This window comes from Klebsiella sp. CN_Kp106 (assembly GCF_040064575.1).
Taxonomy (GTDB): Bacteria; Pseudomonadota; Gammaproteobacteria; order Enterobacterales; family Enterobacteriaceae; genus Klebsiella; species Klebsiella michiganensis.
The window spans coordinates 65,813-91,082 of the sequence record NZ_JBEAIG010000014.1; the positions used below are offsets into that span (position 1 = coordinate 65,813).

General features: G+C 57.0%; 21 protein-coding genes. 12 read left to right on the plus strand and 9 right to left on the minus strand.

All coding sequences use genetic code 11. The features are described from left to right. Complete coding sequence (gene tamB / locus ABLU96_RS07840) at positions 1–3,777, minus strand: autotransporter assembly complex protein TamB (protein ID WP_014227643.1); 3,777 nt, start codon at positions 3,775–3,777, stop codon at positions 1–3. Next, on the minus strand, positions 3,774–5,507 hold the full coding sequence (gene tamA, locus ABLU96_RS07845; RefSeq protein WP_014227642.1) for an autotransporter assembly complex protein TamA: 1,734 nt from the start codon (positions 5,505–5,507) through the stop codon (positions 3,774–3,776). Before tamA ends, tamB begins: the two co-directional genes overlap by 4 nt. 209 nt (positions 5,508–5,716) lie before the next feature. Between tamA and msrA the strand changes: the two genes are divergently transcribed. The 5 genes from msrA (at position 5,717) to araC (ending at position 12,243) form a co-directional block, all read left to right on the plus strand. Next, complete coding sequence (msrA, locus tag ABLU96_RS07850) at positions 5,717–6,355, plus strand: peptide-methionine (S)-S-oxide reductase MsrA (protein WP_014227641.1); 639 nt, start codon at positions 5,717–5,719, stop codon at positions 6,353–6,355. A gap of 184 nt (positions 6,356–6,539) precedes the next feature. Then, complete coding sequence (locus ABLU96_RS07855; protein ID WP_025107621.1) at positions 6,540–7,883, plus strand: hemolysin family protein; 1,344 nt, start codon at positions 6,540–6,542, stop codon at positions 7,881–7,883. Positions 7,884–8,079: 196 nt separating this feature from the next. Further along, positions 8,080–9,312 (plus strand): oligosaccharide MFS transporter, encoded by a 1,233-nt coding sequence (locus tag ABLU96_RS07860; protein ID WP_014837204.1) that lies wholly within the window; start codon positions 8,080–8,082, stop codon positions 9,310–9,312. An 18-nt stretch (positions 9,313–9,330) separates the two neighbouring features. Then, positions 9,331–11,340, plus strand: coding sequence for a beta-galactosidase (locus ABLU96_RS07865; protein ID WP_064405979.1), 2,010 nt, complete (start codon positions 9,331–9,333; stop codon positions 11,338–11,340). 30 nt (positions 11,341–11,370) lie between these two features. Further along, a complete protein-coding gene (gene araC / locus ABLU96_RS07870) occupies positions 11,371–12,243 on the plus strand; it encodes an arabinose operon transcriptional regulator AraC (protein ID WP_004098024.1) in 873 nt (290 codons plus the stop codon). A 67-nt stretch (positions 12,244–12,310) separates the two neighbouring features. On the opposite strand, the gene ABLU96_RS07875 is transcribed toward araC, so the two are convergent. Then, positions 12,311–12,517, minus strand: coding sequence for a DUF1107 domain-containing protein (locus ABLU96_RS07875; RefSeq protein WP_004098023.1), 207 nt, complete (start codon positions 12,515–12,517; stop codon positions 12,311–12,313). A gap of 322 nt (positions 12,518–12,839) precedes the next feature. On the opposite strand from ABLU96_RS07875, the gene ABLU96_RS07880 reads away from it, so the two are divergent. Then, positions 12,840–13,397, plus strand: coding sequence for a YtfJ family protein (locus tag ABLU96_RS07880; RefSeq protein ID WP_025107624.1), 558 nt, complete (start codon positions 12,840–12,842; stop codon positions 13,395–13,397). Here the strand turns inward: ABLU96_RS07880 and cysQ are convergent. Next, positions 13,387–14,130 (minus strand): 3'(2'),5'-bisphosphate nucleotidase CysQ, encoded by a 744-nt coding sequence (gene cysQ, locus ABLU96_RS07885; RefSeq protein WP_004098019.1) that lies wholly within the window; start codon positions 14,128–14,130, stop codon positions 13,387–13,389. The genes ABLU96_RS07880 and cysQ overlap by 11 nt on opposite strands. Before the next feature lie 191 nt (positions 14,131–14,321). Between cysQ and ABLU96_RS07890 the strand changes: the two genes are divergently transcribed. Continuing rightward, a complete protein-coding gene (locus ABLU96_RS07890; RefSeq protein WP_049069025.1) occupies positions 14,322–16,265 on the plus strand; it encodes a bifunctional 2',3'-cyclic-nucleotide 2'-phosphodiesterase/3'-nucleotidase in 1,944 nt (647 codons plus the stop codon). A 52-nt stretch (positions 16,266–16,317) separates the two neighbouring features. Here the strand turns inward: ABLU96_RS07890 and ABLU96_RS07895 are convergent, their stop codons facing one another. Next, the gene (locus ABLU96_RS07895; RefSeq protein WP_004098015.1) at positions 16,318–16,695 is read right to left on the minus strand and encodes a helix-turn-helix domain-containing protein; all 378 of its coding nucleotides are present in this window, start codon (positions 16,693–16,695) and stop codon (positions 16,318–16,320) included. A gap of 90 nt (positions 16,696–16,785) precedes the next feature. Here ABLU96_RS07895 and ABLU96_RS07900 point away from each other — a divergent pair, with 90 nt between their 5' ends. From ABLU96_RS07900 to ytfE, 4 genes are all read left to right on the plus strand, one after another. Continuing rightward, positions 16,786–17,634 carry an SDR family oxidoreductase gene (locus ABLU96_RS07900; RefSeq protein WP_014837199.1) on the plus strand — a complete coding sequence of 283 codons (849 nt, stop codon included), beginning with the start codon at positions 16,786–16,788 and terminating at the stop codon, positions 17,632–17,634. 80 nt (positions 17,635–17,714) lie between these two features. After that, complete coding sequence (locus ABLU96_RS07905; RefSeq protein ID WP_046876860.1) at positions 17,715–18,539, plus strand: AraC family transcriptional regulator; 825 nt, start codon at positions 17,715–17,717, stop codon at positions 18,537–18,539. A 75-nt stretch (positions 18,540–18,614) separates the two neighbouring features. Beyond that, positions 18,615–19,586: a DMT family transporter gene (locus ABLU96_RS07910; protein ID WP_064405995.1), complete on the plus strand. Its 972-nt coding sequence runs from the start codon at positions 18,615–18,617 to the stop codon at positions 19,584–19,586. Between the two features lie 82 nt (positions 19,587–19,668). Then, entirely contained in the window at positions 19,669–20,331 is a 663-nt protein-coding gene (gene ytfE / locus ABLU96_RS07915) for an iron-sulfur cluster repair protein YtfE (RefSeq protein ID WP_014227630.1), read from the plus strand. Between the two features lie 114 nt (positions 20,332–20,445). Here the strand turns inward: ytfE and cycA are convergent, their stop codons facing one another. Further along, positions 20,446–21,849 carry a D-serine/D-alanine/glycine transporter gene (cycA, locus tag ABLU96_RS07920; RefSeq protein ID WP_004128150.1) on the minus strand — a complete coding sequence of 468 codons (1,404 nt, stop codon included), beginning with the start codon at positions 21,847–21,849 and terminating at the stop codon, positions 20,446–20,448. Positions 21,850–22,155: 306 nt separating this feature from the next. Beyond that, entirely contained in the window at positions 22,156–22,776 is a 621-nt protein-coding gene (fklB, locus tag ABLU96_RS07925; RefSeq protein WP_004871077.1) for an FKBP-type peptidyl-prolyl cis-trans isomerase, read from the minus strand. Between the two features lie 268 nt (positions 22,777–23,044). Here fklB and ABLU96_RS07930 point away from each other — a divergent pair, with 268 nt between their 5' ends. Further along, positions 23,045–23,683, plus strand: a complete 639-nt coding sequence (locus ABLU96_RS07930) for a LysM-like peptidoglycan-binding domain-containing protein (protein WP_348862429.1) — start codon at positions 23,045–23,047, stop codon at positions 23,681–23,683. 19 nt (positions 23,684–23,702) lie between these two features. On the opposite strand, the gene ABLU96_RS07935 is transcribed toward ABLU96_RS07930, so the two are convergent. Together ABLU96_RS07935 and rplI are read right to left on the minus strand one after the other, a co-directional pair. Beyond that, positions 23,703–24,653: a DMT family transporter gene (locus tag ABLU96_RS07935; RefSeq protein WP_009652306.1), complete on the minus strand. Its 951-nt coding sequence runs from the start codon at positions 24,651–24,653 to the stop codon at positions 23,703–23,705. Positions 24,654–24,799: 146 nt separating this feature from the next. Then, on the minus strand, positions 24,800–25,249 hold the full coding sequence (gene rplI, locus ABLU96_RS07940; RefSeq protein ID WP_004098003.1) for a 50S ribosomal protein L9: 450 nt from the start codon (positions 25,247–25,249) through the stop codon (positions 24,800–24,802). Positions 25,250–25,270 lie beyond the last annotated feature (21 nt).

The window sequence follows — 25,270 nt, forward strand, 5'->3', positions numbered from 1 at the left end:
CTAAAACTCAAACTGATAGAGCAAATCGAGAGCCTGGTCTACGCCAGACACAGCTTCCATATATAGCTTAGGCATCAGGCGATAGCGTAACGTCAACGTCGCCAGGGAGTCAAAGATCCCTACCCCATATTTTACCTGCAGACCCGGCAGTACATAGCCGCTGACCACCACCTGGGAGGAGTCGCCCACTCCCTCGGTATCCAGCGCCAGATTGCTTACGCCAAACGTCTCGCCGATTTTACCCACAACCTGACCACTTTGTGCAACCCCCATACCAATAAGCATTGAAGTCATGGCTGCGCTATCGCTCTGTCCGCTGCCTAAACCCTGCCCGCGTAGCAGGTAAGAGAGCGCTTCCTGCTGCGACATCGCCGGATCGGAGAAAATCTCCGCTTTCGGCTGATCGGCCGAGCCGGTCACGCGAACGCCGGCGATAACGTCGTCCTCGGTGGCGTCCGGATTACGAATGGCTTCGATATTCAGCAGCGGCTGATCCGGCGGACCGGAGAACAGCAGCTCGCCTTTACGCACGATCAGATCCTGGCCGTAGGCATGGAAGCGCCCTTCCGGAATGTTGATCTGCCCGTTGAGCCCCAGCCCCTGTTTGTCCTGCGCCACTTTCAAATCGCCGGTCAGACGCGCTTTCAGACCAAAGGCGTCGAGACGAACGTTGTTGCCCACGTGAATCGTCAGGTTGCTGTTGATAGGGATACCGGCGCTCTGCTGCTTAATCGGCTGCAGATTTTTATCCAGCATCACTTCGTCAGATGAGACCCCAACGGCGCTTTCCGGCACTTCGTTGACGACGATACGCGCCCAGGGTACGTCAACGCTGCCATCCAGGTTAAACAGGCTTGGCGTGGCGGTAAAGACCACGTCCGGCGACACATCCAGGCGCACCATCGGCGGCACGGTTATCCGCACCCGGCTGCCCTTCGCCGCAATCTGCGCGCGCCAGTTGTCAATCTGCGTCCAGTCGGCGTTGCCGCTGAGCGCAATCTGTCCCTGGCGAGTGTTCACCGTCCCCTGCAGGGTCGAACGGGTACCGGTAAAATTCATCGCCAGCTGGCTCGGCTGCATATCAAACGGCATAAAGTTACCGTCAATATCCACGCCGTTCAGCTGCATCTGACCGAAAAGCTGCGGGCTCTGGACGTTACCGCCCAGCGTCAGACGCGCGTTCAGTCTCCCTTCCGCCTTTTCACCGCGCGAGAAGATAGGGTTGATCATCGCCAGCGAGAAGTTGCTGATATTGACGTTACCGCCCAGATTGCGTCGGCCCTGGGGATCGGTGACCTGCACCTGTCCGTCCAGCTGGCCATTGTTGGTCAGGCGAATCAGCCAGCCCAGCTGGGCGCGGTTATTGTGCAGATCGGCCGTGAGGTTCAGGGTATCGAAAGCCACCGGCAGCGGCGCGTCGTTGACCGTCTGCGTCACCTTCACGTTACGCCCGCTCAGGGTGACCTTACCCTGCGGCAGCCCCTCTTTGGTGGTGTCCCAGCTCACATCGGCATTACCGCTAAACACGCCGCTGGCCTGGGTCGCTTCCGGCATAAAGGGCTTGAGCATCGCGAGATCGAAACGGTTGAGGTTCACCACCGCGCGCCCGCTCGCGCCGGCGTCGATGGTCTGCGGTACGCACAGCTCGGCGTTCGGGTTAGTCCAGCAGTGCGGGCCGATGCTGATTTTCTGCTCAAGGTTGCGGTAATCCAGCGCGATATCACGCGTCAGCGCCACCGGCCCCACCGGGGTCTGGAAACGGGTATTGCTCAGCGTGCCTTTCCAGCGCTCCGCTTTGCGGTCAAAGCTCCCCGCCAGCGAGAGCTGCCCGGAGACCGGATCGCCCTGCACCCGCAGCTGCAGGTCGTGCTGCTTCTCATTGCCCTTCGCATTGAGCTGCACCAGGCTGATATTCACGCCCGGCTGGCTAATACGGTCTACGCGTACGTCAAGGTTACCGCCAATCTGGTCGGTGGATTTCACATCACCCTTCACGTTCACCTGAGCCACCGACAGCTCCTGCCAGCGCAGCGCCCGGGCGGTGATATCCGCCAGCAGCTGCGGCGCGTCGACGGTGCCACGAACCTTCACCAGCCCTTTCGCCGTCCCGCCCAGGCCCGGCAGGGCGTTATCGAGATGCGGCGCATCAATGGTGGCGTCGAGGTTTAGGTCTTTGACCCCCAGCTCGCCTTTCACGTCGGCGCTGTTAGGGCCTAAAGCCAGATGCAGGCCGGGGATTTTCCACTGCATATAGCTGTTGCCCTGCAGCGATCCGCTTACATCGACTTTGTTTTGCTTCACGTTACCGGTAATTTTCAGCTCCGGCACCGACATCTGCCAGCTGCCGCCGTACAGGCTGCCCTGGGTCTTAATCAGACCGTTGAGCTTCGACGGCCAGTCCGGGACCTCTTTAGCGGTGTTGATACCGTCAAGCGTCAGTTCGCCGCGCCAGCTGATCGCCTGCTGCCAGTCGAGCAGCGCCTTCAGTTCGGTTTTCCCTTCGAGGGCGGCGACGGTGAGCTTATCGAGATTTACCTGCTGCTCGTTGCCCTTCGCGTTCAGGTTAATCTTCGCTGGCGGCAGCGACTGCCCTTTCACCGCGGTGCTAAAGGCCAGGGTGTAGTCGGTCATCTTGCCGTTAAATTTCAGCAGAAGATCGTCAGCCTGATACGCTTTCTCGCCGGTAAACGGCCAGTAGAGCTGCTTGCTTTTCACCTCCATATCCAGCGGCAGGCCGGCCTCCGCCAGCTGCGTTTCGGCGCGCAGCGTCATCGCGACTGGACCATTCAGATCGACGCCGACCGTGAGCTTTTTACGCACTTCGCCGCCCACTTTTAGCTGCACTTTCTCGCCCTTCAGGGGGTCAATATTCAGCGTACCGTTGAGGGTGATATCGACCGGCCAGTTATCCTGCAGCTGCGCGTTACCGGAAGCCGTGACTTTCCCCTGGTCGGAGTCCACGTCCAGCGCGTCCAGCTTCATCTGCCCATCGATGCTGCTGACTTTAAGCAGCAGATTGTAGATGGTTATATCGGTATCGCCGGTGAGACGCAGCTGCTCGCCGCGGAACGCCTGAATATTAAGATTCAACGGCAGATGGACGTCGGTCATTTCCGGCAGCACCGGTTTCGAGAACAGCTCTTTCATCGTCTCGCCGAGCGGCTTTTCTTCCGGCTGCGGGTTGTCAATTTTCGGCTCGACAACCTGCTCCTGGGCCACCTTCGCCACCTTCGGCAGCGCGATGAGCAACCCCTGCAGCGAGGTCGGCGTCAGGGTGAGATTTTTCTCCTGCCAGTTAAGCCCCGTGGAAAAGTCGCGCACCGAGACGGCGGTATCGTCAATTTTTACGTTGACGTTATGCAGCGCCACCCGGCTCAGGGTAACGGGATAAGGCGTGGAGAGATTCAGCGGCCCGCTCTCTTCTTCTTCAACCGGCGCCGCTGGCGGCATCTTGCTGGTATCGATCGCCACATAGATATCGCGCAGAGAGATATCGTTGACGCACAGGCTGCTGTCCCACAGGCAGCGTAGCTTAACGCCCAGATGGAACTGGCCGGCGGTGACCGCCACGCCCGGCTGCTCAAAGCGCACGTTCTCCAGCGTCAGATCGCGCCAGCCGCCGGTGGCTTTACCGATTTCCAGCCCCGGGACCCAGCGATCGGCGGCTTTGATAACCAGATGCAGACCGGTCGTCGTCCCCACCAGGAATCCTACCGTCCCCAGCAGCAGCAGCAGAAAAATCAGTACGCCGAGGCTTATCTTCTTCCATAAACTCATAATTCAGGCCCCAGACCGATGTAAAACTGTAAACCGTGCTCTTCTTTGTCGCCGATCGGTCTGGCGATATCCAGCTTGATTGGCCCGACCGGAGACTGCCAGCGCACGCCGAGGCCGGCGCCGGTTTTAAAGTTGCTTTCGCGGATATCGCTTACCGCTTCGCCGCTATCGACGAACACCGCGCCCCACCATTTGCCGCTCACGTTGTACTGATACTCCAGCGAGCCGGTAGCCAGCTTCGAGGCCCCCATCAGTTTGCCGTCGTCATCTTTTGGCGAGATAGATTTGTATTTATAACCGCGAATGCTGCGGTCGCCGCCGGCGAAGAAACGCAGATCCGGCGGGACTTTGCTGAAGTTATCCGCCTCAATCCAGCCGAGGTTGCCGCGCACCACGAAGCGGTGGCGGTCATAAAGAGTGCGGATCCAGACGTCCTGCGCCTGCATCACAATAAAGTTAATATCCGAGCCCCACATGGTGTTGGAGTAGTCCACCGAATAGCGCTGCGAATCGCCCCATGTCGGCATCAGGCCGCCGCGCGAACGGGTACGGTTCACCGACACGCCGGGATAGATCAGCATGGTGGTGTTGGTGACGTTGGCCTGGGTAAAGTGGTCAAGGCTCCAGCGCAGGTTCAGCGCGCGCTGCCAGCCGCTCGACATCTCCCAGTAGCGCGAAACGGCCAGGGTAGTGGAGTCAGATTTGGTATCGTTGAGATCCGTACGTTTAAAGCCGCCCTGCATCAGGTAGTACTGCTCCAGGGGGCTTTTTAACAGCGGTACCTTGTAGCTGAAATCAAGCTGCTGTTCAGGGGCGGAAAGGCTGAGGCTGGAAGTGAGGCTGTGGCCGTAGGAGTTCATCCACGGCTTTCTCCAGGTGCCTTTGACGCGCGGCCCGACGTCGGTTGAGTAGCCAACCCCGGTTTCCACGGTGTTCTCTTTACGCGGAGAGACCACGCCCTGCAAAGGCAGCACTTTCGTCTGGCGGGACTTGTCAAACTGCGGCGCCACCACGACGGAGCTAAACCAGCCGGTTGCCGCCAGGCGGCGGTTAAGTTCGGCTAAATCCTGCGAGGTGTAGTAGTCGCCCTGCTTAAACGGCACCAGGTTTTGCAGATATTCGTCGCGAATTTGCGAGCCTTCAAAAGTGACCGGGCCAAAGCGGTAGCGCTCGCCGCTGTTGTAGTCGATATCCCAGAAGGCCTGATGCCGGTCGAGGGAAACGCCAAGCTGGCTTTTATTAAACTCGCTGTCAAAGTAGCCCTTACGCAGCGCAACCCGGGTCAGAGAGCTTTTAAAGCTGTCATAATCACCGTGATTGAGGACCGTGCCGATCGCCGGGCGCGTGTTTAGCAAATCCAGATAGTCGCGATCGGTTCGGGCGCCGCCGCGTAAAATCACGTCAGTGCCGCCAATGCGCACCGGTTCGCCGGGCGTGACTTTGGCGATCAGCACCTGACGCCCCCTCGCCGGCGGCGGACGTAAATCAAAATCAATCGTGGGTTCGTAGTAGCCCAGCGCTTTCAGTCCTTCGCGGATAGCATCATCAACGCGCGCGCGAAAGCGCCGGTCCGGCGTGACTTCATCGCTCTGGATCGTAGAGAGTTGGGCGCGGACGTTTTTTTCCAGTTCCCCGGATAGTCCCTCAACCTGCAAACGCACGCTCGCTGCGCTGGCGACCCCGCTGACCAGCAAAACGCTGGCGATACATAACTGGCGGATTTGTAGCACTTTTTCTCCTGAATATCCTTGTTTCCCCCCGAAGGAAACGAAAGTGCCGCTCCACGGCTTAACAAAACCCTAACAACTAAGGGTTGAAAAATAGACGTTATCCCAAATAATTCTTATGTTTAAATCTAGACGTATTAAGCGCGTTTATTGTGTTCAAAGACACGCTTGGTTACAACCTTAACCACATTTTCTGTTTTGAGAGGCCCACCGTGAGTCTATTTGATAAAACGCATCTTGTCGCCCAAGCGGACGCGCTGCCGGGACGCAACACGCCGATGCCGGTGGCTACGCTCCACGCCGTCAATGGTCACTCGATGACCAACGTTCCCGCAGGAATGGAAGTCGCTCTGTTTGCTATGGGCTGCTTCTGGGGCGTTGAACGCCTGTTCTGGCAGCTGCCCGGCGTTTATAGCACCGCCGCCGGCTATACCGGCGGCTATACGCCCAACCCGACCTACCGCGAAGTCTGCAGCGGCGAGACCGGCCATGCTGAAGCCGTGCGCGTGGTCTACGATCCGCAGGTTATCAGCTATGAGCAGCTGCTCCAGGTATTCTGGGAAAATCACGACCCGGCGCAGGGCATGCAGCAGGGTAACGACCGCGGAACGCAGTATCGCTCCGCGATTTATCCGCTAACGCCTGAGCAGAGCGAGGCGGCGAAGGCCAGCCTGGCGCGTTTCCAGGCGGCAATGAATGAAGCCAACGACCCGCGCACTATCACCACCGAGATCGCGACGGCGAAGCCGTTCTACTATGCGGAAGACGATCATCAGCAGTATCTGCATAAAAATCCGTACGGATACTGCGGCATTGGCGGAATTGGGGTTTGTTTGCCGCCGCAGGCCTGATGCGGCTGCACCGTAGGGCAGGCCGCCGGATTGAATAATTTACGCTCTGGCGGCTTTACAGTACCTTACGCTATACTACGCCGTGCTATCGCCGGTCCAGAGCCTTCGGACCGGCTTTTTGTGAATTCCACTTAGCGTTATCCACTTCCCTTCCGAGGATCTGATCTCAACGGTCAGATAAGATATGTTAAACAGTATTTTAGTAATACTTTGTCTGATAGCCGTCAGTGCGTTCTTTTCGATATCGGAAATCTCGCTGGCCGCATCACGTAAAATCAAACTCAAGCTGCTGGCCGATGACGGCAACATCAACGCTCAACGCGTGCTGAAGATGCAGGAAAACCCCGGGATGTTCTTTACCGTGGTGCAAATCGGCCTCAACGCGGTAGCGATTCTCGGCGGTATCGTCGGCGATGCGGCATTTTCGCCGGCGTTTAACAGCCTCTTTAGCCGCTATATGTCCCCGGAGCTCTCCGAGCAGCTGAGCTTTATTATCTCCTTTACCCTGGTCACCAGCCTGTTCATTCTGTTTGCTGACCTGACTCCGAAACGCATCGGTATGATCGCGCCTGAAGCCGTCGCTTTACGCATCATCAACCCGATGCGCTTCTGCCTGTTTCTCTTCCGCCCGCTGGTGTGGTTGTTTAACGGCATGGCCAACAATATCTTCCGCCTGTTCAAAATTCCGATGGTGCGTAAAGACGACATTACCTCCGATGATATTTACGCCGTGGTGGAAGCCGGCGCGCTGGCAGGGGTGCTGCGTAAGCAGGAGCATGAGCTGATTGAGAACGTGTTCGAACTGGAATCGCGCACCGTGCCTTCATCGATGACCTCGCGTGAAAACGTCATCTGGTTCGATCTTCACGAAGATGAACAGAGCCTGAAGAATAAGGTCGCGGAGCATCCGCACTCTAAGTTCCTGGTCTGTAATGAAGATATCGACCACATCATCGGCTACGTTGACTCCAAAGACCTGCTGAACCGCGTGCTGGCAAACCAGAGTCTGGTGCTGACCGGCGGCGTGCAGATTCGCAATACGCTGATTGTCCCGGATACCCTGACGCTGTCTGAAGCGCTGGAAAGCTTTAAAACCGCCGGTGAAGACTTCGCCGTGATCATGAACGAATATGCGCTGGTGGTCGGGATTATCACCCTGAACGACGTGATGACCACCCTGATGGGCGACCTCGTCGGCCAGGGGCTGGAAGAGCAGATCGTCGCGCGCGATGAAAACTCCTGGCTCATTGACGGCGGAACGCCGATCGACGACGTGATGCGGGTGCTGGATATCGATGATTTCCCGCAGTCCGGCAATTACGAGACCATCGGCGGCTTTATGATGTTTATGCTGCGTAAAATTCCCAAGCGCACCGACGCGGTGAAATTCTCCGGCTATAAGTTCGAAGTGGTGGATATCGACAACTACCGCATCGATCAGCTGCTGGTGACCCGTATCGACAATAAGCCGACGGTGCTGGTGCCCAAGCTGCCGGATGCGGCCAACAGCGATAAAGAGTCAGCGTAAAACCGTTGACGAACCGACAAGGCGGATGAAAATCCGCCTTTTTTATTGTCCGAATGTGAGGCTGCTCACGCCCCTCGGGCAATAGCAGATTTTTACTGCTCCACAGCGAAACGTTCATGACTCCCCTCTGCGCAAAAAGGTAACTTTGCTCGCGTCTACACGATCATATTCCTGAATAAAGGAAGCGAGGGTTACCATGATAGAATCAAATAAAAACTACTATATAAGCTGTCTGTTCTTCCTGTTCTTCTTTATTGGCTGGGGATGCTGCTATCCTTATTTATCATTGTGGTTAACGGAAACCATCGGCATTAATTACACTGACGTCGGTCTGGTTTATTCCTTTACCGCGATTATTGCCGTTTGCGTTCAACCACTATTCGGTTTTATATCCGACAGGCTGGTCTATCGTAAAAATCTGATGTGGCTGCTGGCCATCATTATTACCCTCTTTGCCCCCTACTGGATCTACGTCTTTGCGCCATTATTAAAAGTTAACGTTTTTCTCGGGGCGCTGGCGGGCGGCATCTATATTGGCATGGCCTACGGCGCAGGCTGCGGTATTTGCGAAGCTTACATTGATAAAGTCAGCCGCGCTTCCGGTTTTGAGTTTGGTCGCGCCAGAATGTTTGGCGGCATTGGCGCGGCTATCGGCACCTTCGCGGCAGGCAAGCTCTACGGGATCGACCAGAACATGATTTTCTGGCTGGCCAGCGGTGCCGGCGTATGCCTGCTGGTCATTGTCTGGAAAATGCAGATTAGCGCGAATAAACAAGGCGCGATACACAGTAGTAAAGCCTCGCCGGTCACCCTGAGCGACGCCACCTCGCTGCTGAAAATGAAGAAATTCTGGTTCTTCGCGATCTACACGATCGGCGTCGGCGCGGTATATGAAACCTACGACCAGCAGTTCGCCATCTATTACAGCCACTTCTTTGAGAGCAAAGCGCGCGGCGCGGAAGTCTTCGGCTATTTAACCACAGGTCAGATTTTCCTTGATGCGGTCGTGATGTTTTTCGCCCCATGGTTCGTGAATAAAATCGGCCCGAAAAATGCTCTGCTGTACTGCGGAATGATCATGAGTCTGCGCATTATCGGCTCGGCCTGGGCTATGGGTCCGGTGTCCATTAGCCTGATTAAACTGCTGCACGGTTTTGAGAGCTCGGTATTACTCGTCGCCGCGCTGAAATATATTACTGCCAACTTCAACCCGCTGCTTTCGGCCACGGTTTATTTAATCGGCTTCCAGTTTTCGAAAAGCTTTAGCTCTATTTTCCTTTCTACCGGCATCGGTCATATGTACCAGAGCATGGGCTTTACCAGCAGCTATATCGTGCTCGGCGGTATCGCCCTGTGCTTTACCCTGATTTCATTTATTACGCTGGACAAAGCGCGCGCTTTTGCCCCGCAGCCGGCGCCCGCGCATTAATTTAAGGAGGTAACCTGTATGTCTGATTTATTTTATGGCGTGGCCTATTACGATGAATATATGCCGGAAGATCGGCTGGCGAAAGATATCGCCTTAATGCAGGAAACGGGCATTAACGTGGTGCGGATTGCCGAATCGACCTGGAGTACGCTGGAGCCCCGGGAGGGCGAATATAACTTCTACCATATCGACCGGGTGCTGAATGCCATGCATAAAGCGGGGATCGCGGTGATTATCGGCACGCCAACCTACGCCGTCCCGGCCTGGCTGGCGGCGAAGCACCCGGATATTCTGGTCACTACCGTCAACGGGCAGCAAAAATATGGCCCGCGCCAGATTATGGATATCGTCAACCCGACCTTTCGCCGCTATGCCGAAAAGATTATCCGTACGCTAATGGCGCACGTGCAGCACCATCCGGCGATTATTGGCTGGCAGCTGGATAACGAAACCAAGCATTACGATAATATCGGCCGCCATATGCAGGAGGGTTTTGTACGCAGCCTGCGGGAAAAATACCCCGATCTTGACCGGTTGAATAACGATTTTGGTCTGGACTACTGGAGCAACCGCATCGATAGCTGGCAGGATTTTCCGCCGGTCGAAAACACTATCAACGCCAGCCTCGCCTGCGCGTTCTCCCGCTACCAGCGCCAGCAGGTGACGGAGTATCTCGCCTGGCAGGCGGAGATCGTGCGCGAATATGCCCAGCCGCATCAGTTCGTCACCCACAACTTCGATTTTGAATGGCGCGGCTACTCCTACGGCGTGCAGCCGCGAGTTGACCATTTTGCGGCGGCACAGACGCTGGATATTGCCGGTGTCGATATCTATCACCCGAGCCAGAAACACCTGACCGGGCGAGAAATCGCGTTTGGCGGCGCCATTACGCGTTCGCTAAAGCAGGGTAAGAATTACTTCGTGCTGGAAACCCAGGCGCAGGGCTTTGCCCAGTGGACACCTTATCCGGGCCAGCTGCGCCTGCAGGCTTTTAGCCACGTGGCATCGGGGGCGGCAATGGTCTCTTACTGGCACTGGCATTCGATTCATAACGCGTTCGAGACCTACTGGAAGGGGCTGTTAAGCCACGACTTCTCGCGCAACGCGACCTGGCAGGAGGCCACCACTATCGGGGCTGACTTTGCCCGCCTGTCGCCGCAGCTGGCGGAGCTGAAGGCAGAAAACGACGTCGCGCTGCTGATAAGCAATGAGGCGATGGACGCCCTTAACCAGTTCCGTCCCGGCGACGCGCAGGGCAATATTTATAACGATATTTTCCGCCGCTTCCACGATGCGCTATACGACCACAATATCAGCCTCGATATTATCCACGACGTTAACGAGGAAACCGCGCGCTACCGCGCGCTGATCGTACCCGGACTCTACGCCGCCGATGATGGCCTGCTGACGCGCATCAACCGCTATATCGAGCAGGGCGGCAGAGCGCTGATCGGCTTTAAATCAGGCTTTAGCGATGAAAACGTGAAGGTGCGCAGCGGCGCGCAGCCGGGAATTTTGCGCGAGAGCTGCGGCGTGAGCTACAGTCAATTCACCCTGCCGGAAGAAACCACGGTAAGCGCCTGCAGCGCGGACATTGATTGCCGTCAAGACAATCAGGCCGAGCTGTGGATGGAGCTGCTGACGCCGGACGCCGGTACCCGTACGCTACTGCGCTATCAGCATCCGGCATGGGGCGACTATGCCGCCGCCACCGAGGCGGATTACGCTCAGGGTCGGGCGATTTACGTTGGCTTCCTGCCGCAGAAAACGCTGATTAGCCAGCTGTTCGATCGGCTGACCGCAGGACTGGATCTGCGTTCACGTACATCGGCCTACCGCTATCCGCTGGTGGTCAAAAAGATGCGCAACCGAAACGGCAACAGCATCCACTTCCTGTTCAACTACTCCGGCGAACCGCAGGCGTTTATCAGCGAGACATCGGGCAACGCGCTGTTGAGCGGGGAAAAAGTTAGCTGCGGTCAGCCGTTGCGCCTCAAAGCATGGGAATTTACTATCATCGAAAGTTAAGCGGGCGGCGGCGCTCGGGCGGGAGAAACGATGGAACTGGATATCAATGAGCTACTGAACTTCTCGCCATTGATGAAGACCTTTACCTTCAACGCCTGGGTCGTCGCCGGCTTTACCCCCATCACCCGCGGCTCAAAGCTGGACTACTACATAAACCGCCCGCAGGGGATGAAAGGTTACATCATCAATCTGACGCTGCGCGGCCAGGCGCGCGCGAAAGCGGGAGACGGCTCCCTTCTGTGTCGTGAAAACGATCTGCTGCTCTTCCCACCCGGCGTTCCGCACCATTACGGACGGGACGAACACAGCGAATACTGGGATCATTTATGGATCTACTTCATCCCCCGGCCCTACTGGATAGACTGGCTAAAATGGGATCAAACGACCCACGGCATTGGTAAAACTACGGTCAACGATCCTGAGCAGTTGCAGAGTCTGCGCGATCTGTTCTATGAAGTTATCCGCCACCACTCCGCCTCCGCCCCGCTGTCGGAGGCGCTGGCGATGAATGCGCTGGAGCGCCTGATCCTGAACTGCTTTCAGCGACAGCCGATCAGCAACCGCCACGCCCACGACCCGCGGATTAACGCGGTGTGCGACTATCTTAACGAACATATTGCCCAGGAGATGAAGATCGAGACCCTGGCGGCGATGGTTTTTCTCTCCCCTTCGCGGCTGGCGCATTTGTTCAAAAATGAGCTGGGGCAAACGGTTTACGCCTGGCGCGAGGCGCAGCGCATCAACCGCGCGAGGTGGCTGATCCAGAGCACCTCCCTGCCGCTTAACAAAATCGCCCTGTCGGTAGGTTACGGAGACCCGGTCTATTTCACGCGCATTTTCCGTAAACATAACGGCATTCCCCCGGGCGAGTACCGTAAACGCTATGCGGAAATGAAGGGATAGGTCCAGAAACATCAACGGCTCCCTTAGGGAGCCGCCTTTTTACCGTGTAGTCATACCTCTTTTCAGGTTATGCCATCTCTGTTTGCAGACGGCTCACCTGGCGGTTGACTTCAGACATCACTGACAAATGCAGCTTGTCCTTAACCTTCGGGATAAGGATTTTGCCCTTATCAAACTCAAAAGCGCCAACGTCCTTGATATACAAACGTCCACGGAACAGGATCTTCACGTACTTCGCTACTTGTAGCGGGTTGTAGCGTTGGAAAATTTTCATTGTTGTCTCCTGCCAGGGTTACGCTCCTGTGGTGCCACAGTTAGCCCACGTACCGGAATCGCAAATTTTAATGCCCTGAAACTATAGTCCAGAATCTGAGTGATACCCAGTTTGTATAAGTTTATTTACCTTATGATGACAATAATTCAGAGTTTTCGTTTCAGGCATCCGATGAAGGTAGTATAAGTCGCCGATTTTAGACGGAATTGTGCGTCAACACGCAAACTGGCACCATCATTGCGGGTAATGCCCATAAATCGCACTTATGATTAAAGCAGACCAAGTGGTCGGATCACCTGCACAGATAATAAAAGGAAACACCATGACCCTACGTAGATTACTGGCCGTTTCATGTCTCCTGTTCCCGCTGATGGCGTCGGCGCATAACTTTGTCGATGGCCAGCGCGTTGCGCCGGTCGGCGTCGCGGATCGGGGGGAGCTGGTACTGAGCAACGATAAGTTTAGCTATAAAAGCTGGAATAGCGCGCAGCTGGTGGGGAAAGTGCGCGTCGTGCAGCATATTGCCGGGCGCTCGTCGGCAAAAGAAAAAAACGCGACCCTGATTGAAGCGATTAAAAGCGCGAAGCTCCCGCACGATCGCTATCAAACCACCACAATCGTCAATACCGATGACGCTATCCCGGGTTCAGGCATGTTTGTCCGCAGCAGTATTGAGAGCAACAAGCAGCTCTACCCCTGGTCGCAGTTTATCGTCGACAGCAACGGTGTGGTCCGCAAAGCGTGGCAGCTTAATGAAGAGAGTTCGGCCATCGTGGTGCTGGATAAAGATGGCCGCGTACAGTGGGCTAAAGACGGCGCGCTTAGCCAGGAAGAGGTGCAGCAGGTGGTTGCCCTGCTGCACAAGCTGCTCAATAAATAGAGACCCGGAAGCCGGGGTTGAGGAACGATTCACGCGGCGTGTAATCAAGGGTACGCCCCTGCCAGTCGTGAACGTGCGCCCCGGCGGCGCTGGCGACCGCATGACCGGCCGCGGTGTCCCAGGTGGAGGTCGGCCCGAAGCGCGGATAAAGCTGGGCCTGCCCTTCGGCGACCAGACAGAACTTCAGCGATGAACCGATTGAGGTGGTCTGGTGTTCGCCAAGCTGCTCCAGATACTCCTGCAGCTCCGGGTCATTGCCGTGGGAGCGGCTAATCACCACCAGCGGCGGACGCGCATCGCGGACCTGAATCTGCTTGCGAACGCCGCACTCCTCTTTCCACGCTTTGCCCTTTTCCGCGCTGTACATCACCTTCATCACCGGCGCGTAGACCACGCCAAGGATCGGCTTCCCGTTTTCAATCAAGGCGATATTGACGGTAAACTCGCCGTTGCGCTTGATAAACTCTTTGGTGCCGTCCAGCGGGTCCACCAGCCAGTAGCGCTGCCAGTGCTGGCGCACCTCCCAGGCCGGCGGGTCCTCTTCCGACAGAACCGGAATATCGGGCGTCAGCGCCAGCAGGCCGCTGATAATCACCTTGTGCGCCGCAATATCCGCGGCCGTGACCGGAGAATCGTCCTTCTTGCTGGCAACGTCCATCGGCTGTTTTCCATCGTAAACTTCCATGATGGCATCGCCTGCGTTCCGTGCTAGCTGACATACTTGTTCTAACATTCTCCACCTCGTCTGGTTACAGTGGCGTTAACTCGTTGTTTTATTTATATCGCATCATTGTGAGTTCCGCTATCTGTGATAACGATGGCGGTTTCCTTCACCGCTTTTCTGGCATGATTCACATTTCTGTAAGCAACAGAATGTAAATACATTTTCTTCTGTGCCATTGCTCATAAAAAAGGACGCCACTGATGATTAAGTTTAGCGCAACGCTGCTGGCCACGCTGATCGCCGCCAGCGTAAATGCGGCGACGGTCGATTTGCGGATCATGGAAACCACCGATCTGCACAGTAATATGATGGACTTTGACTATTACAAAGACAGCGCCACGGAAAAATTTGGCCTGGTGCGCACCGCAACCCTGATTGAGAAAGCGCGCCAGGAAGCCAAAAACAGCGTGCTGGTCGATAACGGCGACGTTATTCAGGGCAGCCCGCTGGGCGACTATATGGCGGCGAAGGGACTGAAAGAAGGTGATGTTCACCCGGTCTACAAGGCGATGAATACCCTGGATTATGTCGTAGGTAACCTCGGCAACCACGAGTTTAACTACGGGCTCGACTTCCTGCACAAAGCGCTGGCCGGGGCAAAATTCCCCTACGTGAACGCCAATATTATTGACGCCAAAACCGGCCAACCGATGTTTACGCCTTATCTGATTCAGGATACCCAGGTACAGGATAGCGACGGCAAAACGCAGACCCTGCGCATTGGCTATATCGGCTTCGTACCGCCGCAGATTATGACCTGGGATAAAGCTAATCTCAGCGGCAAAGTCACCGTCAACGACATTACCGCCACCGCACGCAAGTTTGTCCCGGAAATGCGTGAGAAAGGCGCGGACGTGGTGGTGGTCATTGCCCACTCCGGCCTTTCCGCCGACCCGTATCAGGCCATGGCGGAGAACTCCGTTTACTATTTAAGCCAGGTGCCTGGGGTTGATGCCATTATGTTCGGCCACGCGCACGCCGTCTTCCCGAGCAAAGATTTTGCCGGTATCAAAGGCGCGGATATCGCGAAAGGTACGCTGAACGGAGTACCGGCAGTGATGCCGGGCATGTGGGGCGATCACCTTGGGGTGGTCGATCTGGTTCTGAACAACGACAGCGGTAAATGGCAGGTCAGCGCAGCGAAAGCCGAAGCGCGACCGATCTACGACTCGGTGGCGAAGAAATCGCTGGCGGCAGAAGACAGCAACATGGTGGCGGTACTAAAAGCCGACCATGACGCCACCCGCGAGTTTGTCGGCAAACCGATTGGTCAATCCTCGGACAATATGTACAGCTATCTGGCGCTGGTGCAGGACGATCCGACCGTGCAGGTGGTCAATATGGCCCAGAAGGCCTACGTTGAGCACTATATTCAGGGCGACCCGGATCTGGCGAAACTACCGGTACTCTCCGCCGCCGCGCCGTTTAAAGTCGGCGGACGCAAAAATGACCCCGCCAGCTTTGTTGAAGTGGAAAAAGGGCAGCTCACCTTCCGCAACGCCGCCGACCTCTACCTGTATCCCAACACCCTGGTGGTGATGAAAGTCAGCGGTAAAGAGGTTAAAGAGTGGCTGGAGTGCTCCGCCGGGCAGTTCAATCAGATTGACCCCGGCAGCAGCAAGCCGCAGTCGCTGATTAACTGGGACGGCTTTCGCACCTACAACTTCGATGTCATCGATGGCGTGAACTACCAGATCGATATCACCCAGCCGGCGCGCTATGACGGCGAATGTCAGCCCGTTAATCCGCAGGCCGAGCGAATTAAAAACCTGACCTTTAACGGCAAGCCAATCGATCCGAACGCCACTTTCCTCGTCGCCACCAATAACTACCGCGCTTACGGCGGTAAATTCCAGGGCACCGGCGAGGATCATATCGCGTTCGCCTCGCCGGATGAAAACCGCTCGGTGCTGGCGGCGTGGATTGGCGCGGAGTCGAAGAAAAACGGCGAGATCCATCCGGCCGCGGATAACAACTGGCGCCTGGCGCCGATCCACAGCACCGTACCGCTGGATATTCGCTTTGAAACCTCACCGGGCGATAAGGCCGCGGCGTTTATCAAAGAGAAAGCGCAATACCCGATGCGCCAGGTGGCTACCGACGATATCGGCTTTGCCATTTATCAGCTGGATTTGAGTAAATAATTGCCGGTTCCCCGGTTGTGCTGCGCTTACCGGGGCTATCCTGACATCACCCTCAGGCTACCTGTTCGTGGTTCGCCAGAACCGCGGGCAGGTTCAGCTCAATCCAGTCCGCCAGCGCCGCCACCTTCTCGCTCACCTGCTCACCGAGCGGAGTCAGACTATATTCAACGTGCGGCGGTACCACCGGGTACGACACGCGGTTAAGAAAGCCATCCTGCTCCAGCGCCTGGAGCGACTGGGCCAGCATCTTTTCGCTGACGCCGCCGATCTTACGCCGCAGATCGCTAAACCGATGGGTGCCATCGCGCAGGGACACCAAAATCAGTACGCCCCAGCGGCTGGTCACGTGCTTGAGCACTTCCCGCGAGGGGCACTGTTCGGCAAACAGGTTGCCGTTGCGTAGCTGCTCGCTTAGCGTCAGATTCGCCATATTCATACTTACCTTTTTGTACGTACTTACTAAAAGTTAGTTAAGGTGTTAGCTTACCACAACTGCCAATGAACACGAAGGAGAAGACCTATGATCGCAATTACCGGCGCAACCGGCCAGCTTGGCCAGCACGTCCTGGAAAATCTGTTAACTACCGTCCCCGCAGGCCAGGTTGTGGCTATCGTGCGCAACCCGGCGAAGGCTGAATCGCTGAGCCAAAAGGGCGTAGTGGTTCGTCAGGCCGACTACAGCGATGAAGCCGCGCTGACCGCCGCCCTGCAGGGCGTGGACAAACTGCTGCTGATCTCGTCCAGCGAAGTTGGCCAGCGCGCCGTCCAGCACCGCAACGTGATTAACGCGGCGAAAGCCGCCGGCGTGAAATTTATCGCCTACACCAGCCTGCTGCACGCCGATACCTCCCCGCTGGGGCTGGCGGATGAGCATATCGCCACCGAGAAAATGCTCGCCGACTCCGGCATTGCGTATGCCCTGCTGCGCAACGGCTGGTACACCGAAAACTACCTTGCCAGCGCGCCGCCGTCGATTGAGCATGGCGTATTTATCGGCGCGGCCGGTAACGGCAAAATCGCCTCCGCCACCCGCGCGGACTACGCCGCCGCCGCCGCTCGCGTTATCGCCGAAGAGGGCCATGCCGGAAAAGTGTACGAGCTGGCGGGCGATGAAGCGTGGACCCTCAGCGAACTTGCCGCTGAGCTGAGCAAACAAAGCGGTAAAAACGTGGTGTATCAAAACCTCAGCGAAGCCGACTTCGCCGCCGCGCTGAAGGGCGTAGGCCTGCCCGCTGGCCTGGCTGACATGCTGGCGGATTCTGATACCGGCGCGTCCAAAGGCGGTCTGTTCGACGATAGCCGCACCCTGAGCGCGCTGATTGGCCGCCCGACCACCACCCTCGCTGATAGCATCAAAGGCATCCTGTAAAAGTTACAGGCTGGTTAATTTTTGTAGCATCCCGGCGGGCCATCCTCAATAATGCACGGATGTCCGTCGGGAGTTATCGCATGCAAGGCGTACCAGAACAGTTCAGTGATGAAAGAGACAGCGCGCGCTTTCGCCATCTGGCGCAGCTGCCCGGCGTTGAGCTGTACCATGCCCATATCTCCCGCTACGCCTTTGAACCGCACACCCATGAAGCCTTTGGTATCGGCGCGATCGAGCTCGGCGCCGAGCGTTTTCGCTATCGCGGCAGCCAGCACGTGGCTTCGGTTAACTCGATCGTCACCATGAACCCCGATGAGCTGCACACCGGCGAGGCGGAGACCACCGACGGCTGGCGCTATCGGATGATTTATCTCGACCCGGATACGCTGGAAGAGGTGACCGGCGAACGCCACTGGTGGTTCAGCGAGGTGGTTCGCCAGGATCCGCTGCGCTCCCGGCAAATCGGCAATCTTATCTATGGCCTGTGGCATACCGACGATCCGCTGGCGCAGCAGGGCCTGCTGCTGGATCTCATCGATACCTTCCGTCCGTTTGCCCATCACGCCGCTGCGCTGCCCGAGGCCCGCCACCGCTTCGAGCGGGTACGCGACTATCTGCACGACAACTATATGCGTACGGTCACCCTCGATGAGCTGGCGCAGGTGGCGGCGCTGAGCCCATACCATTTTCAACGCCAGTTCAAAGCGCACTTTCACGTCACGCCGCACCAGATGCTGATGGCGATTCGCCTGTGGCGCGCCAAAGCGTTTCTCACCCACGGCATGCCCGCCGCCGACGTCGCTCTCGCCGCCGGGCTGACCGACCAGTCGCACCTGACCCGCGCGTTCACCCGCCGCTACGGCATTACGCCGGTGCGTTATCAAAAGCAGGTTCTCCCGCGCTAATGCGCAACCTCATACAATATTCCCGCTTTTGCCTCGCCTACACTGTCGCCAACGAAAAGAGTAATGGAAGGCGTGATGATTAGTGGTGTGCTGTACGCCCTGCTGGCAGGGCTGATGTGGGGATTGATATTCGTGGGTCCTTTACTGGTGCCGGAATACCCGGCGGTTTTACAGTCGATGGGGCGCTATCTGGCGCTGGGGCTGATCGCCCTGCCGCTGGCCTGGCTGGGCCGCGCGCGGCTGCGCCAGCTCACCGGGAAAGACTGGTGGACGGCGCTGGGGCTGACCATGATGGGCAACTTAATCTATTACGTCTGCCTGGCCAGCGCGATTCAGCGTACCGGCGCGCCGGTATCGACGATGATCATCGGCACCCTGCCGGTCGTGCTGCCGGTTTTCGCCAACCTGCTCTATAGCCAGCGCGACGGCAAGCTGCCGTGGCGACGCCTGTTCCCGGCGCTGGTCTGTATTGCCCTCGGCCTGGCGTGCGTCAATATCGCCGAGCTGCATCAGGGCTTACCCGATTTCAGCCCGTGGCGCTACGGCTCCGGTATCGCGCTGGCGCTGATCTCGGTGGTATGCTGGGCCTGGTACGCGCTGCGCAACGCCCGCTGGCTGCGGGAAAATCCGGATAAACCGCCGATGATGTGGGCCACCGCGCAGGCGCTGGTGACCCTGCCGGTATCCCTGGCCGGATACCTTATCGCCTGCGGGTGGCTGCACGGCCAGCACGCGGACTTTCCGCTCCCCTTCGGCCCGCGTCCGGCGATGTTTGTCACCCTGATGCTGGCGATCGCTATCTTCTGTTCATGGGTCGGCGCGTGGTGCTGGAACGTTGCCAGCCAGCGTCTGCCAACGGTGATCCTCGGGCCGCTGATCGTCTTCGAAACCCTTGCCGGACTGCTGTATACCTTTATTCTGCGCCAGAGCCTGCCCCCGCTTCTCACCTTCAGCGGTATCCTGCTGCTGGTGCTCGGCGTGGTGTCCGCCGTGCGTGCCCGCCCGGAAAAGCCCGCGCTGCAGGAGCTGGTCAGCGAGAAAAAATAGCCTGGTATCCTAAAGGGGTATTCCCAGGAACATAAGATGCATTTAAAATACAACTTATATTCTTGATGACGAGGTAACTGCTATGGCTTTCCGTGACCAACCTTTAGGCGAGCTGGCGCTGACGATTCCGCGCGCCTCCGCGCTGTTCCGTCAATACGATATGGACTACTGCTGCGGCGGCAAACAGACGCTGGAGCGCGCGGCGTCGCGCAAAGAGCTGGACGTCGCGGTGATTGAAGCCGAGCTGGCCAAACTGGCGGAAGAGCCGGTAGAGCGCGACTGGCGGGCTGCGCCCTATGCGGAAATCATCGATCACATTATCGTTCGCTATCACGACCGGCATCGCGAGCAGCTGCCGGAGCTGATTTTACAGGCCACTAAAGTCGAGCGCGTTCACGCCGACAAACCCAACGTTCCGAAAGGCTTAACCAAGTATCTGACCATGCTGCACCAGGAGCTTTCCAGCCATATGATGAAAGAGGAGCAGATTCTGTTCCCGATGATCAAACAGGGCATGGGAACGCAGGCCGGCGGTCCTATCAGCGTCATGGAAAGCGAGCATGATGAAGCGGGCGAGCTGCTGGAGGTGATTAAGCACATCACGCAGAACGTGACGCCGCCGGCGGAAGCCTGCACTACCTGGAAAGCGATGTACAACGGCATCAACGAGCTGATTGATGACCTGATGGAGCACATCAGCCTTGAAAATAACGTACTGTTCCCGCGTGCCCTCGCCGGAAAGTAAATAAAAAGGCGCCCGCAGGCGCCCTCGACATTGTCAGTCTTATTGGCCACCCCGGGTGGCCTTTTTTATGACGGACCGTTGCAAGCAACGTTAAAAACCGCTGCCGAAGATTTTTTATTTCGCCAGGCGCTTCTTGCCGGCAAACAGCCAGCCCGCGCCGAGCAGCACAAACCACAGCGGGGTCACCATCAGCGCTTCGCGGGTATCGGCTTCCAGCGTCAGCAGGACCAGCACAAAGACGAAGAATGCCATGCACACCCAGCACATCAGTTTGCCCAGCGGCATCTTATATTTGGACTGCTCATGCAGCTGCGGACGCTTTCTGCGATAGGCCAGATACGAGCACAGGATAATCGTCCAGACGAACATAAACAGGATCGCCGACACCGTGGTAATCATGGTAAACGCCGCGATCACGCTTGGATTGACCATCAGCATGACCACGCCGCCCAGCAGACACATACAGGAGAAGGTCAGGCCTTTCGCCGGTACCGCGCGCTTCGACAGCTTGGCGAACATTTTCGGCGCCTGTCCGTCCTGCGCCAGACCGAACAGCATACGGCTGGTGGAAAACACGCCGCTGTTAGCGGAAGAGGCCGCCGAGGTCAGCACCACGAAGTTGATCAGGCTTGCCGCCGCCGGCAGCCCGACCAGCACAAACAGCTCAACGAACGGGCTCTTTGACGGCACGACGGAGCTCCACGGCGTCACTGACATAATCACGATCAGCGCAAAGACGTAGAACATAATGATGCGGATTGGAATTGAGTTAATCGCCCGCGGCAGGGATTTCTCAGGATCTTTGGTTTCCGCCGCCGTGGTTCCCACCAGTTCGATGCCCACAAAGGCGAAGACCGCTATCTGGAAGCCGGCAAAGAATCCGCTGATGCCTTTCGGGAACCAGCCGCCGTCATTCCACAGATGGGCGAAAGAGGCTTCTACGCCGGTCGGTGACTGGAAGTGCATCATCACCATCACCAGGCCGACGACAATCAGCGCCACGATAGCGACGATTTTGATCATCGCAAACCAGAACTCCATCTCGCCGAACATCTTCACGGTGGCGAGGTTAAGGCCCAGCAGCAGCAGGATGACCGCCAGCGAGGCGACCCAGTCGGAGAGTCCCGGGAACCAGAACTGCGCGTAGGCGGTGATCGCCACCACGTCCGCCATCCCGGTTACCACCCAGCAGAACCAGTAGGTCCAGCCGGTAAAATAGCCTGCCCAGGGGCCCAGCAGGTCGGCGGCAAAATCGCTGAACGACTTGTATTCGAGATTCGACAGCAGCAGTTCGCCCATGGCGCGCATGACGAAAAACAGCATAAAGCCGATGATCATATAAACAAAAATAATTGACGGCCCGGCAAGGCTGATGGTTTTGCCTGAGCCCATAAACAGCCCGGTGCCAATCGCACCACCGATAGCAATAAGCTGAATATGCCGGTTAGTGAGATTTCGCCGCAGCGATTGTTCAGTCGGAGCCTGTTCGTCGGCAGCGACTTTGACCTGATCTACCATGTGATTTTTTCCTGTTGTACCTGTCTGTGTTGTTCGGGCTCTACTGGCCCTTCATTCGTATTAACCCCGGAACGAGGGTTTATCGATATTAGGTAAGAATCGGAGGGATGAATACTATGATTTAGATATAATGTTAATTTTATGTTTAAAGTGAGTGTTATATCACTCCGGTTACGCGAAACAGCTCACAAAAATACACCCATTAAGCAGATATGCAATATAAAGCTCCACCAAACGCTCAACTTAAGGGTTTTACACTATTTAAAGCGGCTCCCTCCCCCGTACGGGAGAGGAAGCACCTGCTGTTTAGATAATATCCAGCAGTTCAACTTCAAAAATCAGGGTGCTGAACGGAGGAATGGATGCGCCCGCGCCGCGCTCGCCGTAGGCCAGGCTGTGCGGAATCGTCAGTTCCCATTTGGAACCCACCGGCATCAGAGTCAGCGCTTCAATCCAGCCGCCGATCACCCCGGTCACCGGGAATTCAGCCGGTTCGCCGCGCGCAACGGAGCTATCGAAGACGGTGCCGTCGATCAGCTTGCCGGTGTAGTGAACGCGAACGCGATCAGTACGCGCCGGGATCGGGCCTTCGCCCTGGGTCAGAACGCGGAACTGCAGGCCAGACTCGGTGCTGTTCACGCCTTCGCGCTCGCGGTTTTCTTCCAGGTATTTCTCGCCATCCGCGGCCATTTCCTGGAAACGCTCGCGACGCACGGCGTCAGCGCGTTCGTGGATTTCGCGCAGCGCGCGGTGAACGGCTTCCACCGGCACCTGCGGCTGTTGACCTTCCAGCGCGTCAGCAATACCCGCGACCAGCGCTTCCGGCAGCAGCCCCTGCAGGCCAGATTCGCTCAGCTGTTGTCCAACCTGCAAGCCGATACCGTAACTTGCCTGTGCTTCGATCGTGTCAAAAGTTGGGGTTGCCATCTTTGTTCCTTTTTTGGTGGGGATTCTCATGCTCCCGGGCCTTCAAATTGCGAAAGGCGGCGAGCGGAGAAAAGAGGTGGGAAGCATATCAGCCATAGCACGACGGGTAAAACTTTGTCGCCTGGATGATGACAAATCTAAGGGAAACAGAAACAATAGAGAGATAAGGTTAACCTCACGAAACATAGCTTTGTCTCGTCCTTCAGGAAGTTAGCCATCTATACTCTAGAGAGAGCAGGATAAAAATATGCGGAGCAGGAGGAAAGCCATGCCCGGGCGCTTTGAACTGACATCTACCCTGGCGAAGATCTGGCACGCCCCGGATCATTTTCGCCTCATGGATCCGCTACCGCCGATGCACCGCCGCGGCATCATTGCCGGGGCGCTGCTGGTAATTATCGGCGTTCTGCTCCCTTCCGAGGATAACAGCAGCCCGGTTCAGGCCAGCCGCGAGGCGAATCTCAATCTGCAATCCCAGTCGCAGCCCTCTTCCGGCAATCAGGCGGTCCCGCTGCCGCCCATCACCAACACGCCGCCGGTCAACGATGCCGATCAGGTGGCGCCGGTCGCACCGGAGCCGGATCAGCCGCAGCAGACCGCATCTCAGCCTTATCAGGAGCCGCAGTCGACTCCCGGCATCGAGCAGCAGTGGCGGACCTACCGTATTGAATCGGGGAAAACTCTCGCGCAGCTGTTCCGCGACCACAACCTGCCGCCGACCGACGTTTACGCCATGGCCCAGGTGGAAGGCGCCGGTAAACCGCTAAGCTCACTGCAGACCGGGCAGACGGTCCAGATCCGTCAGAACGCCAGCGGCGTGGTCACCGGGCTGACTATCGATACCGGCGGCGGCCAGCAGGTGCTATTTACCCGCCAGTCGAACGGCAGCTTTATTCGCGTCCGTTAAGGCCTCACGGCCGGGTAGCTTACCCGGCCTGCTGTGGCGATTTCCCGGATGTTGTCCCCGGCTTATTCACCCACCAGATCCCGGCGCACACCAGCGCCAGCGCAACCGCATATTTCAGTTCAAGAATATTCTCGCCGAGGAAGATGGCCGACAGTACGGTGCCGGCGACCGGGACCACAAAGTTGAACGGCGCAATCATGCTCACCCGGTTATGCTTGAGCAGCACGCTCCATAGCGCAAAGGCGATGGAAGAGAGCAGCGTCAAATAAGCCAGAACCAGCGCAGCAGCGGCGCTGTGAACCTCAAGGGTGCCGCCGGTCAGATAGCCGCCGCCGACCAGTACCAGGCCGCCAAACGCCAGCTGCCAGCCGGTCATCACCGTCGGGTCAACCGTCTGCGAAATGCGCTTCCCGTACAGCGTCGCCGCCGACAGGATAAACGCCGCCAGCACCACAAAGCCGTCACCCTGCCAGACAAAGCTAAAATCGCTCAATGAACGATTAACATTCACCAGCATTACGCCGGCAAAGCCGACAATACAGCCGATGGCTTTGTTGTAGCTCAGCCTGTCATTCTGATAGATAAAGTGCGCCAGCAGAACGCTGAAGAAGGTACCGGTGGCGTTCATAATCGATCCCTTCACACCGGTGGTAAACGCCAGGCCAACGTAGAAGAAAACGTACTGGATAGAGGTTTGCGTGACGCCCAGTATCGCCAACTGCCCGCACTGACGGGGATTCAAGCGGGCAATCGGCTTACGCTGCGCCAGCGCGAAGAGCAGCAGCAGCGCGCCGGCAAACAGAAAGCGATAGCCAGCAAAGACGATTTTAGACGGCACATCATCAGTGGCAATCTGAAACAGTTCATAGCCGCTTTTAATCGCCGGATAGGAGCTTCCCCACAGCAGACAGCAGAGGGTTGCGCAGGCATAAGCCACTTTCTTGCGGGAAAAAATCGAGGGTGCGTCCATTCACTTCACCAGAAATAAAATAGTGTTTTATTTTATTATCCAGAAAGTTGCTAAGAATAGCCACCATACCAGGAAAAGATTCGACAAAGACAGAAAAGCAAAACGCCGGCACAAGGCCGGCGTCTCGACGTGAGTTGAGTAAAAAATTACTCAGCTACAACGTTAACAACCAGTTTAGCGAAAACTTCGCTGTGAACCTGGAAGTCCACTTCGTGCTCACCGGTGGTGCGCAGAACGCCGTTCGGCAGACGAACTTCGCTCTTAGCAACGGCAACGCCAGCTGCAGTTACAGCGTCAGCGATGTCGCGAGTACCGATGGAACCGAACAGTTTACCTTCGTCGCCAGATTTAGACGCGATGGTAACGGTGCCCAGTGCGTTGATTGCTTCAGCACGTGCGTTAGCAGCGCCCAGAACTTCAGCCAGTTTGGCTTCCAGTTCAGCACGGCGTGCTTCGAAGAATTCAACGTTTTTCTTGGTAGCAGGAACAGCTTTACCCTGTGGTACCAGGAAGTTACGAGCATAGCCCGCTTTAACGTTAACCTGATCACCCAGGCTACCCAGGTTTGCTACTTTATCAAGCAGAATAACTTGCATTACCTTATCCTCTCAAAGTCG